Origin of the sequence: Nocardioides sp. Bht2, from assembly GCF_047308515.1 — a bacterium.
Taxonomy (GTDB): Bacteria; Actinomycetota; Actinomycetes; order Propionibacteriales; family Nocardioidaceae; genus Nocardioides.
In genome coordinates, this window is record NZ_JBLBWI010000001.1 from 960,784 (window position 1) to 979,293 (window position 18,510).

Sequence of the window (18,510 nt, forward strand, 5' to 3'; positions counted from 1 at the left end):
CTCAGCCGACCAGCCACTTGTCCGGCCCGAAGACCTCGTAGCGGATCGCGTCGCCGGCGACGCCCTTCGCCACCAGGCCGGCGTGCACCGACTCCATGAACGGGAGCGGGCCGCAGAGGTACACCTGAGCGTCAGTCGGAACCGAGACCGCCTCCAGATCCACCAGCCCGGCGGCGAGATCGGCGCGTGGCACGCGGGTGCCGAGGTCCTCGTACCAGCGGACCAGGGTCGCGCCGTCGATGGTGGCGACCAACTCCTTGAGGTCGCGGCGCAGCGCGTGCCGCGACGGCGAACGGTCTGCATGCAGCACGGTCACCGGTCGACTGCTACCGGAGAGCCGCAGGTGGTGCAGCATGCCGATCATCGGAGTGGTCCCGATGCCGGCCGAGATCAGCACCAACGGGTTCTCCGAGTCGTCCAGGATCAGGTCACCGAAAGGCGGCGAGACCTGCAGCATGTCGCCCTCGAAGACGTTGCGGTGCAGGAAGTTCGAGACCTCGCCCTCGGGGATCTCAGTACCGTCGGCTCCGGTTCGGGCGGGCACCGCCTTCACCGTGATCGCCCACTCGGCGCCGCCGAACCGGACCAAGCTGTACTGACGGATCTGACGGGCACCGTCGGACAACCGCACCCCGACCGAGACGTACTGACCGGGCTGCGCCTCGGGCAAGGGGGCGCCGTCGACGTCGGCAAGCACGAAGGAGACGGTGTCGGGTGACTCCTGAACCCGCTCGACGACCACCAGATCACGGAAAACGTGCTCGGGGTCGACGCCGGCGCCCGCATAGAGACCGCGCTCGATCGCGATCAGGTCGCGGGCCATGTGCCAGTAGACCTCATCCCAGGCGGCCGCGACCTCCGGAGTGACGGCGTCACCTAGGACCTCGACGATCGCGGCGAAGAGGTGGGTGTGCACGATCTCGTACTGGTCCTCACGGACGCCGAGCGAGGCGTGCTTGTGCGCGATCCGCGACAGCATCTCCGCGGGCTCGGGGGTGGCCGGGTCGACGAGCATCGTGGCGTAGCGCGCGATCGAGGAGGCCAGCGCCTTCGGCTGGTCGCCTGCTTGCTGGTTGCCACGATTGAAGGTGTCGCGAAGCAGTTCGGGGTGGGCGGCGAACATGCGTCCATAGAAGAGCGGGGTGATCTCTCCGATGGCTGCTCCGACGACAGGCAGGGTGGCGCGGATGACGTCGGTCGAGGTGGGGCTGAGCACTGATTCCTCCCGGGGTTGAACATTCATCGTCATTCGTCGCGGTAGCGACGAAGAGTGGGGCCTAGCCAGGGGTCCGCGTGCTCAGCGAGAGCAGCACCGGGCCGGTCGGCGGGGCGGTGAGGTCGTCGATCGTGTACGGATCGAGCGTCGCGAAGAACGCCTCCTGCGCCTGGCGCAGTAGGCCGCGCAGTCGGCACGAATGCCTGAGCGGGCATGGGTTGTCGCCCTCGCAGGTGATCACCTCGTCGGCGCCCTCCAACGCCCGCACGAGTGCGCCGATCGAGATCCCGCGGCCCTGCCGGGTGATCCATAGACCGCCTGCACGGCCACGCCGGGTCTCCACGACGCCGAGCGCCTGAAGCTTCGCGACCACCTTGGCTGCATGCGCATAGGAGACCGCGACCTGTTCCGCAACGGCTTGCGTGGTCAGAGATTCGCCCTCATCGAGGACGGCGAGCCGCATCATCACGCGGAGGCCGAGGTCGGTGAACTTCGTGAGCTCCATGTGCCCACGGTAATTAATTTGGAATATGAAATGCAAAATAAAAGTGTGTGCGCTGCAGCACGCGCACGCGTGGGCGCCGCACTACCAGGACAGCCAATTTTGGCGATGCGCTGACGACGCCGCGGACGTAGGTTTCGGCCAGGGCCCGGCCGGGGCCCGCGAGCAGCCTCGACCGGTGCGTACCCACACCTACGACCAGGAGGCAGCGATGTTCATCCAAATGATTCAAGGCCCCTGCAGCAAGCAGGACGAAGCACGCCAGATGATCAACACCTGGCACCAGGAGCTGGCACCCGGCGCCACCGGATGGCTCGGCGGCACGCACGGATTCACCGACGACGGCCAACTGATCGGCGTGATCAGGTTCGACTCCCGCGAAGCTGCGATGGCCAACTCCGACCGCCCCGAACAGGGCGAGTGGGCGGCCCGGCTGATGGCCCTGATGGACGGCCCCGTGGAGTTCCACGACTGCGACGACGTCACCCTGCTGATGGACGGCGGCTCTGACGATGCCGGGTTCGTGCAGATCATCCGCGGCCGCGTGGACGACCCGAGTCGGCTCAAGGCAATGATGGCCGACACCACCACCCTGCACGAGATGCGGCCCGACATCCTCGGCGGAACCCTCGCGATCGAGGACGACGGCAGCTTCGTCGAGACGATCGCCTTCACCAGTGAGGCGGCAGCCCGCGAAGGCGAGAAGATCGAGCCCCCGCCGGAGGTACGCAGCGAGTTGGCCTACGCGATGCAGTCGGCGACCTTCTACGACCTGCACCAGCCCTGGTTCGAGAGCCGGGCCTGATCCCTACTACCCATCGCCAAGGGTCAGTCGCGCCGCACCTCATCCGAACTGCGCAACCAACTCCGGTTCATCTGCAGGGCGTCGTTGACCCCGTAGCGCACGGCCAGGCGGATCAGCCAGAACAGGGCCAGGATCGTCGCGAGCGAAAGGAGGACGAAGAAGAGCATGACATCCATGTGGCGGAGCCTAATCGGCGCGGCGCCACGCGGGACGCACGCTCAGAGGTTGGCGTGACGGCTCGCAATGACCGCCGCAGTGTGCAGCAGCAGTGGCGCCACTGCGGACTGTTGGATCAGGCCTTTGGCGCCCACCGAGATCGCGGCGATCGGCCCCCGCGGCCCGAGCACCGGCACCGCCATCGAGGTGACGCCGATGACCGGATCACGCCCGGGGCGAACCGCCACGCCGCGTTGACTGCGGACCTGGGCGAGGTCGCGGTGGACGGCCTCGAGGTCGGCCGAACCGCCGAGCAGGGCGTCGACCTCCTCGGGGGGCAACTGCGCCAGGATGGCCCGGCCGCTCACCGTACTGGTCGCCGGGATCCGGGCACCGACGCGGGACGGAACCGTTCGCGAGGCGACGCCGCCGACCTTGTCGAGGTAGTGCGAACTCGCGCCGTGCAACACCGACAGGTGGACCACCATGCCGGTGGCCAGATGCAGGTCGTTGAGAGCGACCGCAGCCGCGGCCCGGATCTCGTTGTGATCCACCGAGGACTGCCCCAGCTCACGGAGTCGGCCGCCCAGCCGGTACCCCGGGTAGTCCGCCTCCAACCAACCGTGCTCGACCAACTGTCGGACCAGGCGGAAGGTGGTGGAGTGCGGGAGCCCGGTGAGCGCGGTGATCTCGTCGAGCAACAGGTGCCCGGATGACTCCGCGAAAGCGTCGAGGATCAGGGTCGCGCGAGCCAGAACGCTCGGGCGCGCTACGCCGTCGCCGGGCTCGCTCATCGGGGATCTCCTTGCGGGGCGGGCGCCGGGAGAAGCGGCCCGCCGACTCCTTCACTTCCATCAAACGGAAGTGGATCCCAGCATACGTCCCGCCGACCTCAGTCGGGCAACGGGTGGAAGCCCAGTTCCCGGTCGACCACGTTGGCGAGCGGCCGCCCCTCCTCGAGAGCCTCGATGTTCGCAGCGAACAGCGCCACCACGTCGCGGGTGTAGGAGTCGGAGAACCAGGAGACGTGGGGCGTGATGACCACCCCTGGCGTCGCCCACAAGGCACTGTCGGCCGGCAGCGGCTCCTGCTCGGTCGTGTCGAGAGCGGCACCGGCGAGCTGACCGCTGGCCAGCAGAGCCACCAGCGCGGCCTCGTCGATGAGCTCACCCATGCCGCAGACGGCGCGGCCGATGAACTCGGCCAGGGCGTCCTGCGTGGGCGCCATCACCCGGGCTGCGCGAGAGTCGCGGAAACGCCGTTCGATGGAGAGCTCCTTGCGGAAGGCGGCTCCACCGCAGACCTGCATCGCCAGGTCGGCCACCTGAGCAGACGCTTCGTCGGCACAGGCCTTGGCCTCCAACACCCGAAGCGGCGCGTCCTCGGCGCCGGCCGCCACCCGACCTGCGGCGAGGTCGAGCAGAGCGTTGGTGCGGTCGGCGGTGATCTGCATCGTCGCGATCCGGGCCAAGGTCTGCGGCTGCTGGGCCAGGGTCTGCCCCAGGTGCTCCAGCCGGCTGGTGGTGACGTGGGCGACGGCGTCGCGGATCACGGCCTGGATCAGTCCGGCACTGGCTGCCGCGTTGACCAGGAGGAACCACGGCAGCGCCGAGGCGAGGGCGAAGTCGAGGCCCTCGCCGTCAGTGCCGATCAGGGCCGTGGGCTCCACCTCGACGGCGTTGCCCCGGACCGAGGTGGACCCGTTGCCCCGCAGGCCGAGACCGTCGAACTCGGGTCCGATCTCCAGGCCCTCGGCGCTGGTCGGCACGAACCACAGGGTCATCGGCCCCTCGGCCGCCAGCGGGCGCGACGACCAGATGTAGCTGTCGGCCTGCTGCGCCGAGGTCACCCAGCTCTTGTGCGCGTCGAGCCGGATCCGATCGCCCACAGCGGTGGCGGTGCTGCCGGGTGCCCAGAAGTGGCTGCGCGATCCGGTCTCCGAGAACGCCAGCGTGGTCAAGTGCTCGCCGCGGCCGATGGCCTCCAACACCTCTGCACGGTCGTCGGCGATCAGAACACCGGTAGCGGCGTAGTGCATCCCGGTGACCATCGCGGTGGAGCCGCAGACACCGGCGATCTCGCGGACCAGGTCGACGGCTGCCTGCGGGCCCAGCCCGGCGCCGCCGTACTGGGTCGGCACGGTGAGCGCGAACAGACCCGCAGCTGCCAAGGCGTCGATGGAAGCACGAGGGAAGGCGCCCTCCTTGTCGACGGCGCCCGCAGCGGGCGCGACGACGGTCTCGATGATGGTCGCCAACGAACTGGCACTTCTATTCAACAGAACCTCCTGAGATTGCGATGCCGGGAGGCTATTCACTGGCTTCGCTATGTCACCGAGCCACTGCGGCTCAGCGGAAGTGACGCAAGAAATTGGAGGTCAACGATGGACATGAAGACGGTGGACGACGCCCTGGCCGGGGTCCGGACCGGACTCGAGGCCGACGGCTTCAAGCTGTACGCGCAGAGCGTCGACGAGGGCGGCGACGTCGTGGTGGCGCTGGAGGCGGGCACCGCCGACTGCCTTGAGTGTCTGGTTCCGGATGCGATCCTGGAACGGATGGTGGACCAGGCGGTCCGGGAGCAGAATCCCGGTCTGGGCACGCTCTCGCTGGTAAAGATCGGCTTCGAAGGCATCGACCAGCACTGAGCCGGAGCTCCACGCACAAGGACCGCCGGGCCCCGTCCAACGACGGGACCGAGCGGTCCTTGCGCGTTCCGGGGCATGGCTCGGTCTCGCCTCCCGATCAGGCGCGGAGCAGGCTCCGGTGGTCCAGCTCAGCGAGGTGGCGCTCGGCGTCCAGCGCGGCGGCGCATCCGGTGCCCGCCGCCGTGATGGCCTGGCGATAGTGGTGGTCGACCAGGTCGCCGGCCGCGAAGACACCCGCGAGGTTGGTCTCGGTGGTGGGGTGGTTGACCAGGACGTAGCCGTCCTCGTCCAGGTCGACCTGACCGGTCAGCAGTTCGCTCCGGGGGTCGTGACCGATCGCGATGAAAAGGCCGGAGATCTCGAGCGCGGACTCCGCGCCGGTCATGGTGTCGACGAGGGTGACGCCCTCCAACCGGTCCTGCCCGTGCAACGCACCCACCTCGGCGTTCCAGATGATCTCGAGCTTCGGGTCGGCGAAGGCGCGCTCCTGCATGATCTTGGACGCCCGGAGTTCATCGCGACGGACGATGAGGTAGACCTTGGCGCCGAACCGGGTGAGGAAGGTGGCCTCCTCGACGGCGGAGTCACCGCCACCGACCACCGCGATGGTCTGGTCACGGAAGAAGAATCCGTCGCAGGTGGCGCACCAGGAGACCCCGCGCCCCGACAGTTCCTCCTCGCGCTCGATGCCCAGCTTCCGGTATCCGGAGCCGGTGGCGAGGATGACCGTGCGTGCCTGGAACGTATCGGTGGCGGTCCTGACGGTCTTGATTTCGCCCACGAGGTCGACCTCGATGACGTCGTCGGCGACCAGCTCGGCACCGAACCGTTCGGCCTGAGCACGCATCTCATCCATCAGAGCCGGACCCATGATGCCGTCACGGAAGCCCGGGAAGTTCTCCACCTCGGTGGTGTTCATCAAGGCTCCGCCGGCGGTGACGGAACCCTCGAAGACCAGGGGCTGGAGTCCGGCGCGCGCGGCGTAGACGCCGGCGGTGTAGCCGGAGGGACCGGACCCGATGATGATGACGTTGCGAACGGACTGCTGCATGGAACGGCCTCTCAGAGTTTTCAAAGGACAGCCCCGGTAACACGTCCACCGGGGCCGCCCGGAGGCTATGCAAGAGACGAGCGGCGCCCATGCCGACTGCCGACCACCGAGAGTGACCGACCGGACTAGCCGATCGCGATGTCGTCCACCACGTCCGCATCCGGGTCCCACCAGCGGAGCCGGTCGGCGGAGAGGGTCTCGACCGTCGGCGTCGCGGCCAGCACCTCGAGCGCGGCCGGCAGGAGGCGCCGCGGAACCCGTCGAGCCAACGTGAGGTGCGGCATCCAGACCGGGTGCCGCAGCCCCGGCACCAGGGCCCGCAGCTCCAAGGTTGCTGCGGCGAGCGCCGGCGTCGGTTCGACCAGGTGCGCCACGGTCACCCGGGGACCGTTGCCCAGCAGGATCAACCCGCGGAGCTGGATCCGGGTCGGCAGTAGCGGCCCGATCAACGAGACAGCCGGCTCGATCAACGTGGCCGGGATCGGGGTCGCCGCTGCCAGGGTCAGGTGCGGCGCATTGGTCATCGAACGGTGGTCGGCCTGCGACGGGATGCCTGCGGCCTTCAGGGCCAGCCACTGATCGACGATCGCCCGCTCGGACGCGTCGTCGAAGCTCAGTTCAAAGGCGTGGTCGGGCACCGGCCCAGCCTAGGACGCCCGCGACTGCCACCCGGCGGCCCGTTGACCTCCGCACGATTCGGACCATGATGGAACGATGACGACCTACTCGAACACCGACGAATTCGAGGGCGCGAAGTTCGTCGCGGCGAGCTTCAAGGGAGCGACTGTCCGCTTCTCCGATCTCAGCGGCGTGACCATGCGCGAGGTCGATGTCAACGGGCTGGAGATCGACAGCCACGACCTCTTCTTCGGCACTCTGGTGGTCAACGGCGTCGACGTCGTGCCGCTGGTCGACGCCGAACTCAACCGGCAGTTCCCGGGCCGCGCATTGCAGAACGCAGAGACGCCGCAGGGGCTGCGCGAAGGGTGGGTCGCCGTCCAGGCGGCGTGGCAGGAGACCGTCACCGGGACGCCGCTCGGGCTGATCGACGAGCAGGTGAACGGTGAATGGTCGCTGGCGCAGACCCTGCGGCACCTGATCCTTGCCACCGACACCTGGCTGGGCCGGGCGATCCTCCGTCTCGACGAGCCCTTCCACGAGATCGGTCAGATCTTCACCGGTGCCGAGGAGATGGGCTTCGACATGTCGATCTTCCGCCCCGAACCGCCGTCGTACGACGAAGTCCTCGCGGTCCGGGCACAACGGCAACAGTCGGTGACCGACTTCCTGGCCACAGCGACGCCGGAACTTCTCGCCGCCGAGCGGGAGAACCCCTGGGGCGACGGAGATCGGCGGCCGAGTGTGGGCGACTGCATCCGGGTGATCCTGGAGGAGGAGTGGGCGCACCTGCGCTACATCCGCCGGGACCTGGCCCTGCTCGAAAAGCGCTGAGCCGCCGACTCACCCGTCGTCGGTGAGCCCGAGCTCGCGGGCCGACCGTTCGCGCATCTCCACCTTGCGGATCTTGCCGGTGACGGTCATCGGGAACTCCTCCACGATCAGGACGTACCGCGGGATCTTGAAGTGCGCGAGCCTGCCCGCAGCGAAGGCGCGGACGGCGTCCGCGTCGAGCGGCCGGGCGCCGTCTTTGACCTTGATCCAGGCGCAGAGCTCCTCGCCGTAGCGCTCGTCGGGGACGCCGATCACCTGGACGTCCTCGATGTCGGGGTGGGTATAGAGGAACTCCTCGATCTCCCGGGGGTAGATGTTCTCCCCGCCGCGGATCACCATGTCCTTGATCCGCCCGACGATGTTGCAGTAGCCGTCGGCGCGCATCACCGCGAGGTCGCCGGTATGCATCCAGCCGTCGGCGTCGATCGCCTCCGCGGTCTTCTCGGCGTCGTTCCAGTAGCCGAGCATCACCGAGTAGCCGCGGGTGCAGAACTCGCCCGTCTCGCCACGGGGCAACGTCGCCCCGGTGACGGGGTCGACGATCTTGATCTCCACGTGGGGCGCCGCCCGGCCGATGGTCGCGGTCCGGCGTTCCAGGTCGTCGTCGGCACGGGTCTGGCAGCTCACCGGGCTGGTCTCGGTCATCCCGTAGGCGATGGAGACCTCGCGCATGTGCATCTCCTCCACACACCGCTTCATCACCTCGACCGGACAGATCGATCCGGCCATGATCCCGGTCCGCAGGCTGGTCAGGTCGAAGCTGGTGAAGTCGGGGTGGTTCTGCATCGCGATGAACATCGTCGGCACGCCGTAGACGCCGGTGCACCGCTCGTCGGCGATGGTGCGCAACGTGGTCTCGGGGTCGAACCCGGGGGCTGGGATCACCATCGTGGTGCCGTGGGTGACGCAGCCGAGGTTGGCCATCACCATCCCGAAGCAGTGGTAGAACGGCACCGGGATACAGAGCCGATCGGCTGCGGTGAGGTTGATCAGCTCGGTGGTGAAGTAGCCGTTGTTCAAGATGTTGCGGTGGCTCAGCGTCGCGCCCTTCGGGAACCCGGTGGTGCCCGACGTGTACTGGATGTTGATCGCGTCGTCAGGCGCCAGGGTGGCCATCCGTTGCGCGACGGCATCGGCGGCGATCTGGTCGCCGTCGGCGATCAGCTCCGCCCAATCCGCCGTGTCGACATAGACCGTTCGCTCCAGGCTGCCGGCGTCCCCGGCCGCGACGACCTCGGAGACCATCGCCCGGTACTCACTCGTCTTGAAGCTGGTCACCGTGAAGAGCATCCGCAGCCCGGACTGCTGGACGGCGTAGGCGAACTCATGAGTGCGGTACGAGGGATTGACGTTGACCAGGATCGCGCCCACCTTCGCAGCCGCGAACTGGACGATCGTCCACTCGGCACAGTTCGGCGCCCAGATCCCGACCCGGTCACCGACCGCGACGCCGTCGCTGAGGAGTCCGCGAGCGATCTCGTTGACGGCGTCGTCGAACTCCCGCCAACTCCAACGGCGCCCCGTCGCCACCTCGACCAGAGCCTCGGCGTCAGGGTGCTCAGCCACCGTCCGTTCCAGGCTCTCACCGATCGTCTCGTCGAGCAGCGGAGTGGTGCTCTGGCCCAGTTCGATAGCGACGGTCACGGCGTTCCTCTTCCTCGTGCGCGGGATGAGTCGGTGCAGCGCCCTCCACCTTGCCCGAGCCTCCTGGCGTACGCCAGTGGGTAACGTGCAGGTCATGGCCATCAAGCTGGAGAACGTCGGCATCGCCGTCCGCGATCTGGAGGCGGCGATCGCCTTCTTCACCGATCTCGGCCTGACGGTGCTGGGTCGGGACACGGTCAGCGGCGACTGGACCGACACCGCCGTCGGGTTGGACGGCAACCACGCCAGGATCGAGATGCTGCAGACGCCGGACGGCAACGGGCGCCTGGAGCTCTTCGAGTACCTCCACCCCGAGGCGATCGAGACCGAACCCACGCTGCCCAACGAGATCGGCATGCACCGGGTCGCGTTCTCGGTCGACGACATCGACGAGGCGCTGGAGATCGCCGCCCGGCACGGTTGTTTCCCGCTGCGCGGGGTGGCTCGCTACCAGGATCTCTACAAGCTCACCTACCTGCGTGGACCGAGCGGGATCCTGGTGATGCTCGCCCAGGAGCTGAGCAGCGCCCACCCTTGACAGTGCGGCGCGGCGCGGGGAGCGTGGCCGGATGGCCGAGCTGATCTACCCCACGAACGTCACGCTGGACGGCTTCATCGAGGACCCGGACGGCGACATCAACCTCTTCCCCGTCCACGACGACGTGTTCGCCGCCCACACCGAACTGGTCCGGGACGCGACCACCTTCCTGTACGGGCGTCGGCTCTATGAAGCGATGTCGGTCTGGGAGACGGACACCTCGCTCGCCGCCGCCTCGGAGGCGTACGCCGCCTTCTCCGCGGCCTGGCAGGACGCGGAGAAGATCGTCTACTCGACCAGCTTGGCCGAACCCCTCACCGCCCGGACCCGGATCGAGCGTCGCTTCGACCCCGCCGCCGTCCGGGCGCTCAAGGCCGACACCGAGGGCAGCATCCTGATCGGCGGCGCCGACCTTGCCGGCCAAGCACTCAGCGCCGGCCTGGTCGACGAGGTCCAGCTCTACGTCGTGCCGGTAGCGACCGGTGGTGGCAAGCCCGGTCTGCCGACCGGCACCCGCACCGAGCTCGCCCTGATCGACCAGCGCAGCTTCGCCAACGGCGTCGTGCTGTTGCGGTATCGCGGGTAGCCGTTGGGCTCAGCTGTCGGCGGCACTCTCCTCGGCCAGCTCCTTGATCGCGCGGAGCCGGGTGTCCCAGGCGTTGCCCAGCCGTTCCAGCTCATGTCCGAGCGCGTTGAGCTTGGCGCCGATCACCAGATGAACCACCTCGCGGCCACGTCTTTCGTTGGTGATCAACCCGACGTCGGTGAGCAGGTCGAGGTGTTTGGCGATCGCCTGGCGCGAGACCGGCAGCACCCGGGCCAGGGCGGAGGCCGACATCGCCTGCTCCCCCAGCCGGGAGAGGATCTCCCAGCGGGTCGGGTCGCCGAGGGCGGAACAGACCGCGGTCAGGTCGCTGGTCAGGTTCGTCCCCGTCATCCGGCGTCCTCGACATAGGACTTCGCGACGGCGAGCTCCTCGAGCCACCCCTTGTCGTTGCCCTCGCGCTCCTTGAGCCAGACGGCGGGGTCGTCGGAGAGGCTGGAGAAGCCGCTCTCCTTCACCCGCAGCGTGACGCCGGCGTCACGCTGCTCGATCCAGAACTCCACCAGCGTGCCGGCCGTCGACGTCGGGTCGGTCCGGCTGAGCCAGCGGAAGGCGGCATACGTCGGCTGCTCGAGCGCGACGGTGAGGAACCGGAACTCGCCCCACTTGGGATGGTTCAGCACGGTGATCTCGCGGCCTGATTCGTCGGTCTCGTAGCGGAGGTCCTGCGGATCCTCGACGGTGCCCTCGTTGACGTACCAGCCCGGTCGGACGATCAAGGCCCACACCTTTTCGGCGCTGGCGTCGATCTCGATGTCGCGGGTGATGCTGTCGAGCGCAGCCAGTTCGTCGGCGCTGTGGTTCGCCTCGGTCATGATGCTCCCCTCTCGTTGTCTGCAACTTCAGAGTTGCACACGCTCGGGAGTAGCGCAACCCTTTGGTTGCTCTTGATTCGCGGAGCCGGGCCCGCGCCTCAACCTTCGACGGACTCCCTACAGTGGCTCCATGACCGTCTTCACGCAGATCATCAACGGCGACATCCCCGGCCGCTTCGTCTACGAGGACGACGAGGTGGTGGCGTTCTTGACCATCGCTCCGCTCTCGCCGGGTCACACGCTCGTCGTGCCGCGCGCCGAGATCGACCACTGGCAGGCGATCGACAGCGGAACCTTCGCCAAGGTGACCGCCGTCGCGCAGCGGGTGGGTCAGGCGATCGAGCGCGCCTTCGACGCCCCGCGCGTCGGGATGATCATCGCCGGCCTGGAGGTTCCCCACCTGCACGTGCACGTCTTCGCCGCGCACTCGCTGAGCGACTTCGACTTCGGTTCGGTGGACACCGACCCGTCGGCCGAGTCACTGGACGACGCCCAGCGTCGGATCAAGGAAGCCCTCGCCTCAATGTGACCTCAGCGCGCACTTCGCCGCCGAAAATGGACGCTGAGCTCACATTGAGTGGGAGTAACCTCGCGACATGCGCCTGAGCACGGTCATCCTGCCGATCCACCGCTGGCCCGTGGGGCAACAGATCTGGCGACGCGCCGAAGAGCTCGGGTTCCACACGGCGTACACCTACGACCACCTCTCGTGGCGCTCGTTCCGCGACGAGCCCTGGTTCGGGGCGGTCCCCACCCTGACGGCGGCCGCAGCCGCTACCAGCACGCTGCGGCTCGGCACCTTGGTCACCTCGCCGAACTTCCGGCACCCGGTCACGCTGGCCAAGGACCTGATGAGCATCGACGACATCTCGCAGGGGCGGCTCAGCGTCGGTATCGGGGTGGGTGGCACCGGTTTCGACGCCACCGCCCTCGGCCAGGAGGCGTGGACGCCGAAGGAGCGCGCCGACCGTTTCGACGAGTTCCTCCCGATGCTCGACGAACTGTTGCGCGAGCCCGTCACCACCCGGCACGGCGAGTTCTACGACGCCGTCGAGGCGCGCAACATCCCCGGCTGCGTGCAGACGCCGCGGGTGCCGTTCCTGGTCGCCGCGACCGGACCCCGCGGACTCAGACTCGCCGCCGAGTACGGCCAGGGCTGGGTCACCTACGGCGACCCGAAGGGCCCCGGCGAGGTCCCCGTGGCCGAGGCGCCGTCCGTGGTCGAGCGTCAGATCGAGAAGCTGACGGCGGCTTGTGAAGCGCGGGGCCGCGACGTCGCCGAGCTGACCAAGGTGCTGCTCGAAGGCTCTACCGCCGAGAAGCCCTTGGCCTCGCTCGACGCCTTCGTCGACTGGGCCGGCACCTACCGCGACCTCGGCATCGACGAACTCGTCATCCACTGGCCCGTTCCCGACTCGATCTTCGCGAACGACCTCACCGTCTTCGAGCAGATCGCCACCGAGGGGCTTGCGCAGCTCGGCTGAGCGCCGCGACGCCTCAGCGCTTGATGTAGGCGGTGCCGCGCGGCTCCCGCTCCCAGATCTCGTCGGTGGTGGCGGCACCGACCTGGCGCAGTTCGCGCTTGATCACCTTGTTGGTGGCGGTGGTCGGCATCTGGGCGGTGATCCGGACCAGGGAGGGTCGGGCCTTGGGCGAGAGGTCCGCCTGCTCGTCGAGGAACCGCTCGAACTCCTCTGGCGCCAGGGTGGCGTTCTCGCGGAGCACCAGCGCGATCATCAACCGGTCGCCGGTGATCTCGTCCGGAACGCTGTAGACGGCGGCTTGGCTGATCGCGTCGTTGCGCATCATCAGACGCTCGACCGGACCGGTGGCGAGGTTCTCGCCGTCCACCCGCAGCCAGTCGTCGGTGCGACCGGCCAGGAAGATGTTGCCCTCGGTGTCGCGGTAGGCCAGGTCGCCCGACCAGTAGACGCCGCCGTCGAGGCGAGCCTTCGTGGAGGCCTCGTCGTTGTAGTAGCCCTGGAAGAGGCCGCCGCCTTCAGGGTTGACCAGTTCGCCGACCGCGTCGTCGAGGTTGACGACCCGGCCGGACGCGTCGAAGACCGCGGGCGGGCACACCTCGCGGCTCTCCCGGTTCCAGACCGTGGAGCCACCGACCGCCTTGCCGATCGAGCCGGGCGGGGTGTTCTCGTCGCGGACGATGAAGACCGCGCCCTCGGTGGAGCCGTAGCCGTCGGTGACGGTGCAGCCGAAGCGTCGGGAGAACTCGGCGATGTCACGGTCGGTCGCCTCGTTGCCGTAGGCGACGCGAAGGGTGTTGTCGGCGTCGTCGTCGAGCTCGGGGGTGGCGAGCACGTAGGCGAGCGGCTTGCCGATGTAGTTCATGAAGGTGGCGCCATGTTTGCGGATGTCGGGCAGCAGGCCGGACGCCGAGAACTTGCGCTTGATCACCAGGTCGCCGCCGCTCGCCAGGGCGAGCGCGAACGAGGTCACGATGGCATTGGAGTGGAAGAGCGGCATCGCGCAGTAGTAGACGTCGTCGCGGCCCAGGCCGAAGCTCGGCGCCAACACCTGCACCGACGCGGTCGACAGCAGGTGCGGAACCATCACTGCCTTCGGGTCGCCGGAGGTGCCGGAGGTGAAGATCAGCACGAACGTGTCGGTGTCGACGGCGTCAGCGAAGCCTTCGACGCTGCGGTCCGCCTCCGCGGCACGGGCAGCCCACGCGGCGTCGTCGACGTTGATCACCGGGATTCCGCCGAGGTCGAGGCCCTCGACGAGCGGCGCGTGGTGGTCGTCGGTGAGCAGGACGTTCACGTCGGTGTGCACGATGTCGCGGGCCAGCGCCTCGCCACGCCGGGTGGCGTTGATCCCGACCGTGACGTGCGACCCGACGGCGCCGGAGACCAGCGCCCGGACCATCTCCGGGGTGTTCTCCATCAGCACGCCCACATGCAGCGGCTCGTCCGCCTTGGCGTACTCAGCCAGAACACGTGCCCGCGCAGCAGCATCGCCGACGGTCTGGGCCCACGACCACCTGTCGTCACCGAAGACCAGACCGGTCTCCTGCTCGTCGACCAGCGCACGAACCCACTTCTGAACCGTCTCCACGTCTGCGCACTCCCTCTCGAACCAACGGAAACGTCATCGAATCATCGGGCGAGAGGGTGGAGGCGGCGCTCTCCCGTCCAGCGGAACGGGGCGGCGAAAGGGGCGTCAAGGGGTCGGGCCGATGACGGGTCGAGCAAACCCATCAACGCCATCAACTTGCCGGCCGGACTTGTCACCAGCCGCGCAAGAGACTTGTCACCTGTGCCGCCCGCAACGGCAGCCGGCTAGCCAAGCCACGTGAATGCCTTGCACCGTGACGCGAAGCCGAGCGTCGCCGACCGCCGAACCGGAGTCAATCGAGTTGCGGCAGCCTCGTGAGCTGATCGCGCTTGGTCCTATTGAGGACGCCACCGTCCCGCGTCAGCTGCTAACTCCGGCGTCGACGCCCTCCATCAATCACGGTCAACCGTGATCCCTCACGCCGACCCGACCCCGCGCTTCCGCCATCCACCGGTGTCAGCACCAGACCAAACACCAATTCTCGGAGAGCCTCCGGGTGAATAGTCAGGTCCCTCGCGATCGCGGTGGTCGTGATTCCGTGATCGCGAAGTAGCGCGAACGCCTTGTCTAGAACCTGGGAGGACTCGCGCGGTGCTGGGTCGCGGTCGGGCTCACCACGACGATAGCCCAGTTGGCTCAGGCGCCTGCACGCGCTCGTGTAGGCCCAATCAGAAATCACACCAAGCTCGTGAAGTCGATGCGTGAGAGCCATGGCAGAAACTCCCCAGCGACCCTTAGCTTCGATAATGCGATCGACACTAGCGTTGCGAAGGCCGCTCGCAAGCACGTCAGCTTCAGGCATCAACCATGCGGCCGCGAACCGGTTCGCTTCCCATTCGCGCTCTCGACCGGTGGGGGTGTCGTAGGCACCATGCATCACCAGGTGACCGAGCTCATGCGCGTTGCACGAAATCATACCTCAGATGAGGATCCATTTTGTGCAACACGCAGGCTAGTTGCAACGTCAACACCCTGGCTCGCCGGTGGCGCGCCCATCGTCCAATTCGCCACCGTCACAGGCCCCTTAGTGCGCCATATCCACGAACCGCGAGTAGTGGCCCTGGAAGGCCACGGTGACGTCGCGGGTGGGGCCGTTGCGGTGCTTGGCAACGATCAGGTCGGCCTCGCCGGGGCGGGTCGACTCCTTCTCGTAGACGTCTTCGCGGTGCAACAGGATGATCATGTCGGCGTCTTGCTCGAGCGAGCCGGACTCACGGAGGTCGGAGGCGGCCGGCTTCTTGTCGGCGCGCTGCTCGGGACCACGGTTGAGTTGGGACAGGGCGATGATCGGGACTTCGATCTCCTTGGCCAGCAGCTTGATCTGACGCGAGAACTCCGAGACCTCCAACTGCCGCGACTCGACCTTCTTGCCGGAGCTCATCAGCTGCATATAGTCGATCACGATCAGGCGCAGGTCGTGGTTCTGCTTGAGCCGACGGGCCTTGGACCGGATCTCCATCATCGTCATGTTGGGGCTGTCGTCGATGAACATCGGCGCCGAGGAGACCTCGCCCATCTTCCGCGCCAGCCGCGCCCAGTCGTCGTCGGTCATGTTGCCGTTACGGATGTGGTTCAGCGGAACCTTCGCCTCGGCCGAGAGCAGACGCATGGTGATCTCGGCGCGGTTCATTTCGAGGGAGAAGAAGACGCTGGCCATGCCGTTGTGGATCGACGCCGCACGGCAGAAGTCAAGGGCCAACGTGGAGTTGTGGGTCGGGATCATCGACTCGCCCGCGAGGTAGAGGTGATCGTCGTTGTCCACCTGGACACAACGCACCGGAACCGACGGCACCTCACGGATCGCGGTGATGTACCGCCGCCCGATCCGTCGAGTGTTCTCCGGGCGCTCCTGCTTGTGCAGAAGGTGCTTGCGCTCCAACCGGAAGACGTCGTCGATCGTCGAGAAGTTCAGGATGTAGCACGTCGAGCTGGCCTCGGAGCGACCCGCGACCCGCTTCTCCCGCCGTCCGCATCGATAGCCCAACGACACGATCAGCTCGTACACATCATCGGCTAACTCACGGTTGGTGACGGCGAACTGGCACGACCCGACTCCTCGGACCACCGTGCCGTCGGTATCCATCAGCCCAGCCAGCAGCGCCCGGCGCTGCTCCACCGAGCCGCGCAGGTAGCTGTCGGGGATGTGCTTGTTGCCGAGCACGCCCAACTGGCGCAGCAGGGCGGTGAAGGTGCCATGGTCGTCGCGGCACGATTGGCACAGGTACGTACCGGTGCAACGGCCACCGCAGCCGGGGCAGAGCCCGTTCTCTGCACGGTCCCCATCCGGCAGCGTGATCGAGTAGAGCATGTTTCCCTGCGAGCGGACGACATAGCCGAGGCCCTCGATCAGCATCGGGATCTCCGAGCTCTCCGAGGTGATCCGACAGCCATCGGTGTGGCCGTCTCCCAGCCAGGCACCGAGCACGTACGGCTCGATCAGCAGTTCAGCCTCGGGCAGGTCAAGTGCGCTGGCATTCAATACGGCGTGGTTCGCGCGTCCCTCAACACCGATGCGGACCGACGACGCGATCTGTTCGGTCGTCACGACTGAGGCGAAGGTGTGCTGGTTCCTGGTCCTGTTGTACTGGGTGCGGGCTGCCCACTCGGACTTGCGCGCGGACCTCGTCTCGGTCAGCCACTGGTGCTCAGCGTCGGCAACGATGCACGAGCCGTCCGAGAACTCCACCTCGTAGCAGGGACGATCCACCATCACGTCGGTAGCCGCGACGACCGTCGTCGGGCGCCCATCGGCGTCGATGAGCTGATCGCCCACCGCGACCGCACCCATCGTCGTCCAGCCAGCGGGAGTGGCCAGCGGCGTGTCGAGCGCCAGCGCCTTACCCATCGCGGGACGCGCCGCGACGATGATCATCTGGCCGGCGTGCAGGCCGTTGGTGAGTTCGTCGAGGTCGGCGAAGCCGGTGGGCACGCCGTAGATGCCCTCCTCACGCGTCGAGATCGCCTCGATCTCATCGAGGACGCCCTCCATGATGTCGGCGAGCGGCGCGTAGTCCTCGGCCGTGCGCTTGTCGGTGATCTTGTACATCTCGGCCTGGGCCTCGTCGACCAGGTTGTCGACGTCGCCCTCACCGGCGTAGCCGAGGGAGACGATCTTGGTGCCGGCGGCGACCATCCGGCGCAGGATCGCCTTCTCCCGGACGATCTCGGCGTAGTAGCCGGCGTTCGCGGCGATCGGCACATTGGCGGCCAACGTGTGCATGTAGGGCGCACCACCAGCACGCTGCAGCTCGCCGCGCCGCTGGAGCTCGGCAGCCACCGTCACCGGGTCGGCGGGCTCGCCACGACCGAAGAGGTCGATGATCGCGTCGTGGATGATCTCGTGGGCCGGCCGGTAGTAGTCGGTACCGCGGATCACTTCGGCGACGTCGGCGATGGCGTCCTTGGAGAGCAGCATCGCGCCGAGCACGCTCTGCTCGGCGGCGTTGTCGGACGGCGGAGTCCGGTCGTTCGGACCGCGTGGGGCCTCTCCCGGCTCGAAGGCCGCTGGCCCGTCGCCCCAGTCGGGCTCGGGCGGAAGCTCGTGAGTACCCTCGACGACGCTCACTCCACAACCCCTCTCGCCACCCTGCACGGCGTCCGGAACTAGGTCTATCCCCGACCTCCGACACAACCGCTCGGGCGAGTCAGACAGGGCGACCGTACGCGCCCGACCGGCCAACGCGAAAGCGGCCTATCCACAGGCCCTGTGGATAACCCGTGGATAGCCGTGGATGACGGCGGATTGACTGTGCACAGCCTGGGGAGGAGCCTGTGGACAACGGTCGCCCCGATTGTCGAAAGTGCCTCTGACCTGCGGAAACGCTGTTCCGGTTCTGTGGAAAAAACAAATACCGGCAACTTTGGTTCATCTTCGCGCCATCTGGGGTTGCCGTGTTTCTTTGTCGACACGAGCGCGCAACACATCCGTTTCCCACAGGTGAGCCCTAGTTGTTCACAACCGTCACAGCGGTAGACATATGTCCAGTTTCTTCCGGCGCGTCGTCCGCG

The 18,510-nt window shown here is 67.6% G+C and carries 20 protein-coding genes; 7 read left to right on the forward strand and 13 right to left on the reverse strand.

Annotated elements, in window-relative coordinates:
* Position 1: 1 nt before the first annotated feature.
* Together ACLM5J_RS04675 and ACLM5J_RS04680 are read right to left on the reverse strand one after the other, a co-directional pair.
* Positions 2–1,216 carry a globin domain-containing protein gene (locus tag ACLM5J_RS04675; RefSeq protein WP_413654892.1) on the reverse strand — a complete coding sequence of 405 codons (1,215 nt, stop codon included), beginning with the start codon at positions 1,214–1,216 and terminating at the stop codon, positions 2–4.
* Between the two features lie 61 nt (positions 1,217–1,277).
* A complete protein-coding gene (locus ACLM5J_RS04680) occupies positions 1,278–1,721 on the reverse strand; it encodes an RrF2 family transcriptional regulator (protein ID WP_413654893.1) in 444 nt (147 codons plus the stop codon).
* 175 nt (positions 1,722–1,896) lie between these two features.
* Between ACLM5J_RS04680 and ACLM5J_RS04685 the strand changes: the two genes are divergently transcribed.
* Entirely contained in the window at positions 1,897–2,523 is a 627-nt protein-coding gene (locus tag ACLM5J_RS04685; protein WP_413654894.1) for a hypothetical protein, read from the forward strand.
* Positions 2,524–2,546: 23 nt separating this feature from the next.
* Here ACLM5J_RS04685 and ACLM5J_RS04690 read toward each other — a convergent pair whose 3' ends face one another.
* From ACLM5J_RS04690 to ACLM5J_RS04700, 3 genes are all read right to left on the reverse strand, one after another.
* Positions 2,547–2,699: a hypothetical protein gene (locus ACLM5J_RS04690; RefSeq protein ID WP_413654895.1), complete on the reverse strand. Its 153-nt coding sequence runs from the start codon at positions 2,697–2,699 to the stop codon at positions 2,547–2,549.
* Positions 2,700–2,741: 42 nt separating this feature from the next.
* Complete coding sequence (locus ACLM5J_RS04695; RefSeq protein ID WP_413654896.1) at positions 2,742–3,473, reverse strand: IclR family transcriptional regulator; 732 nt, start codon at positions 3,471–3,473, stop codon at positions 2,742–2,744.
* Positions 3,474–3,571: 98 nt separating this feature from the next.
* Entirely contained in the window at positions 3,572–4,957 is a 1,386-nt protein-coding gene (locus ACLM5J_RS04700; protein WP_413654897.1) for an acyl-CoA dehydrogenase family protein, read from the reverse strand.
* A gap of 111 nt (positions 4,958–5,068) precedes the next feature.
* Between ACLM5J_RS04700 and ACLM5J_RS04705 the strand changes: the two genes are divergently transcribed.
* Entirely contained in the window at positions 5,069–5,326 is a 258-nt protein-coding gene (locus tag ACLM5J_RS04705) for a hypothetical protein (RefSeq protein WP_413654898.1), read from the forward strand.
* A gap of 97 nt (positions 5,327–5,423) precedes the next feature.
* Here the strand turns inward: ACLM5J_RS04705 and trxB are convergent, their stop codons facing one another.
* Both trxB and ACLM5J_RS04715 read right to left on the reverse strand, forming a co-directional pair.
* Positions 5,424–6,377: a thioredoxin-disulfide reductase gene (gene trxB / locus ACLM5J_RS04710; protein WP_413654899.1), complete on the reverse strand. Its 954-nt coding sequence runs from the start codon at positions 6,375–6,377 to the stop codon at positions 5,424–5,426.
* A 125-nt stretch (positions 6,378–6,502) separates the two neighbouring features.
* Complete coding sequence (locus ACLM5J_RS04715) at positions 6,503–7,015, reverse strand: 2'-5' RNA ligase family protein (protein ID WP_413654900.1); 513 nt, start codon at positions 7,013–7,015, stop codon at positions 6,503–6,505.
* Positions 7,016–7,091: 76 nt separating this feature from the next.
* On the opposite strand from ACLM5J_RS04715, the gene ACLM5J_RS04720 reads away from it, so the two are divergent.
* Complete coding sequence (locus tag ACLM5J_RS04720; protein WP_413654901.1) at positions 7,092–7,829, forward strand: DinB family protein; 738 nt, start codon at positions 7,092–7,094, stop codon at positions 7,827–7,829.
* Positions 7,830–7,838: 9 nt separating this feature from the next.
* Here ACLM5J_RS04720 and ACLM5J_RS04725 read toward each other — a convergent pair whose 3' ends face one another.
* On the reverse strand, positions 7,839–9,473 hold the full coding sequence (locus ACLM5J_RS04725; RefSeq protein WP_413654902.1) for an AMP-binding protein: 1,635 nt from the start codon (positions 9,471–9,473) through the stop codon (positions 7,839–7,841).
* Positions 9,474–9,567: 94 nt separating this feature from the next.
* Between ACLM5J_RS04725 and ACLM5J_RS04730 the strand changes: the two genes are divergently transcribed.
* Positions 9,568–10,011, forward strand: a complete 444-nt coding sequence (locus tag ACLM5J_RS04730) for a VOC family protein (RefSeq protein WP_413654903.1) — start codon at positions 9,568–9,570, stop codon at positions 10,009–10,011.
* Between the two features lie 31 nt (positions 10,012–10,042).
* Positions 10,043–10,597, forward strand: coding sequence for a dihydrofolate reductase family protein (locus ACLM5J_RS04735; RefSeq protein WP_413654904.1), 555 nt, complete (start codon positions 10,043–10,045; stop codon positions 10,595–10,597).
* A gap of 9 nt (positions 10,598–10,606) precedes the next feature.
* Here the strand turns inward: ACLM5J_RS04735 and ACLM5J_RS04740 are convergent, their stop codons facing one another.
* Positions 10,607–10,948, reverse strand: a complete 342-nt coding sequence (locus tag ACLM5J_RS04740) for an ArsR/SmtB family transcription factor (RefSeq protein WP_413654905.1) — start codon at positions 10,946–10,948, stop codon at positions 10,607–10,609.
* Positions 10,945–11,430 carry an ATPase gene (locus ACLM5J_RS04745; RefSeq protein ID WP_413654906.1) on the reverse strand — a complete coding sequence of 162 codons (486 nt, stop codon included), beginning with the start codon at positions 11,428–11,430 and terminating at the stop codon, positions 10,945–10,947. The genes ACLM5J_RS04740 and ACLM5J_RS04745 overlap by 4 nt, the downstream gene beginning before the upstream one ends.
* Before the next feature lie 130 nt (positions 11,431–11,560).
* Here ACLM5J_RS04745 and ACLM5J_RS04750 point away from each other — a divergent pair, with 130 nt between their 5' ends.
* Together ACLM5J_RS04750 and ACLM5J_RS04755 are read left to right on the forward strand one after the other, a co-directional pair.
* Positions 11,561–11,959 carry an HIT family protein gene (locus tag ACLM5J_RS04750; RefSeq protein WP_413654907.1) on the forward strand — a complete coding sequence of 133 codons (399 nt, stop codon included), beginning with the start codon at positions 11,561–11,563 and terminating at the stop codon, positions 11,957–11,959.
* 67 nt (positions 11,960–12,026) lie between these two features.
* Positions 12,027–12,914, forward strand: a complete 888-nt coding sequence (locus tag ACLM5J_RS04755) for an LLM class flavin-dependent oxidoreductase (protein ID WP_413654908.1) — start codon at positions 12,027–12,029, stop codon at positions 12,912–12,914.
* Between the two features lie 13 nt (positions 12,915–12,927).
* Here the strand turns inward: ACLM5J_RS04755 and ACLM5J_RS04760 are convergent, their stop codons facing one another.
* The 3 genes from ACLM5J_RS04760 to dnaB all read right to left on the reverse strand — a co-directional run bounded on the left by ACLM5J_RS04760 (position 12,928) and on the right by dnaB (position 18,094).
* The gene (locus ACLM5J_RS04760; protein WP_413654909.1) at positions 12,928–14,502 is read right to left on the reverse strand and encodes an AMP-binding protein; all 1,575 of its coding nucleotides are present in this window, start codon (positions 14,500–14,502) and stop codon (positions 12,928–12,930) included.
* 367 nt (positions 14,503–14,869) lie between these two features.
* Positions 14,870–15,418: an ImmA/IrrE family metallo-endopeptidase gene (locus ACLM5J_RS04765; protein WP_413654910.1), complete on the reverse strand. Its 549-nt coding sequence runs from the start codon at positions 15,416–15,418 to the stop codon at positions 14,870–14,872.
* Between the two features lie 108 nt (positions 15,419–15,526).
* Positions 15,527–18,094 carry a replicative DNA helicase gene (gene dnaB, locus ACLM5J_RS04770; RefSeq protein ID WP_413654911.1) on the reverse strand — a complete coding sequence of 856 codons (2,568 nt, stop codon included), beginning with the start codon at positions 18,092–18,094 and terminating at the stop codon, positions 15,527–15,529.
* Between the last annotated feature and the right edge of the window lie 416 nt (positions 18,095–18,510).